We start from the raw sequence: 1,563 nt of genomic DNA on the forward strand, positions 1-1,563 counted from the left end.
TTCGATGCTGCGCACCGCTGTCAAGAAGGTGATCAAGGCTCTGGATGCCAATGACGCCGCCGGCGCCGAGGCAGCCTTCGCTGTTGCCCAGCCGATCCTCGACCGTTTCAGCTCGCGTGGTCTGATCCACAAGAACAAGGCCGCTCGCCACAAGAGCCGCCTGACCGCGCGCATCAAGGCCATCAAGGCCGCCTGATACGGCGCTGCGGGTGTCGTAGAGCCACGCCACGCGTGGCTTCGACCCAGCCGCAGAAAAAGACCCGGCCCCGGCCGGGTTTTTTGTTGCCCGCAGATCCGTAACGCCAGATTCCGCCCGGCTGGACGCCCGCCGGGCCGTAGCGCCGGGCTCTGCCCGGCTGCCCTTCGCGGCGATATCGTTAACGTTGGACGCCAGCCGGGCAGAGCCCGGCTCTACTAGGCGCTGCGCGGGCGCACCACAGAAAAACCCGGCCGCAGCCGGGTTGTTCAGGGGCGTGCGGAGGCGCTCAGTACGCATCGCGCGCTTGCGCCTCGTCTTCCTTCTGGCGATCGAAGAAGGCCATGATGTTGGTCATGATCGGCCAGGTGCCTTCACGGCCCAGCGCCGAGACCAGGTACCACGGCTGGGTCCAGCCCAGCTCGGCGACGATCTTCTCGGCCGCGGCCTTGGCCTCGTCCTCGAACATCAGGTCGGCCTTGTTCAGCACCAGCCAGCGCGGCTTGTCCAGCAACTCCGGATCGTGCTTTTCCAGCTCGCGCTCGATCGCACGGACCTGCTCGATCGGCGACACACCTTCCACGCCACCTTCCATCGGGGAGATGTCCACCAGGTGCAGCAACAGCCGGGTGCGCTGCAGGTGGCGCAGGAACTGCGCGCCCAGGCCGGCACCGTCGGCCGCCCCTTCGATCAGGCCGGGAATGTCGGCGATGACGAAGCTGCGGTAATTTTCAACGCGCACCACACCCAGGTTCGGGTACAGCGTGGTGAACGGGTAATCGGCCACCTTCGGGGTGGCAGCGGACACGGCACGGATCAGCGTGCTCTTGCCGGCATTGGGGAAGCCCAGCAGGCCCACGTCGGCCAGCAGCTTCAGCTCCAGCTTGAGCAGGCGCTCTTCCCCCTCTTCGCCCGGCAGCGCCTGGCGCGGCGAACGGTTGGTGGAGCTCTTGAAGTGCATGTTGCCCAGGCCGCCGCGGCCGCCCTTGGCCACCAGCAGGCGATCGTCGTGCTGGGTCAGGTCGCCGATGACCTCATCGGTGGCCACGTTCATGACCACGGTGCCGACCGGCACGGTGATGACTAGGTCTTCGCCGCCCTTGCCGTAGGCCTGGCGGCCCATGCCGTTCTCACCGCGCTGCGCCTTGAAGATGCGCTCGTGGCGGAAGTCGACCAGGGTGTTCAGGTTGGCGTCGGCGCGGATCCAGACGTTGCCGCCATTGCCACCATCGCCACCGTCCGGGCCGCCCAGCGGAATGAACTTCTCGCGACGGAAACCGACGCAGCCGTTGCCGCCATTGCCGGCGGTGACCTGGATTTCTGCTTCGTCTACAAGTTTCATGATTCTGGATGCCAACTGGAGGCGG

At 66.5% G+C, this 1,563-nt stretch carries 2 protein-coding genes; one reads left to right on the forward strand and one right to left on the reverse strand.

The annotated features are described in order from the left end of the window. Positions 1-196: 30S ribosomal protein S20 (gene rpsT, locus VES41_RS12955; RefSeq protein ID WP_324817457.1), on the forward strand; the 196-nt coding region annotated here is incomplete at its 5' end. 289 nt (positions 197-485) lie between these two features. Here the strand turns inward: rpsT and obgE are convergent. Then, a complete protein-coding gene (gene obgE, locus VES41_RS12960; protein ID WP_324817460.1) occupies positions 486-1,538 on the reverse strand; it encodes a GTPase ObgE in 1,053 nt (350 codons plus the stop codon). Positions 1,539-1,563: the final 25 nt, after the last annotated feature.

Source organism: Variovorax sp. (assembly GCF_035634955.1).
Lineage (GTDB): Bacteria > Pseudomonadota > Gammaproteobacteria > Burkholderiales > Burkholderiaceae_C > Variovorax.

Coding starts and splice junctions, on each gene's coding strand:
- obgE (WP_324817460.1), bottom strand. CDS start 1,538: ATGAAACTTGTAGACGAAGCAGAAATCCAGGTCACCGCCGGCAATGGC.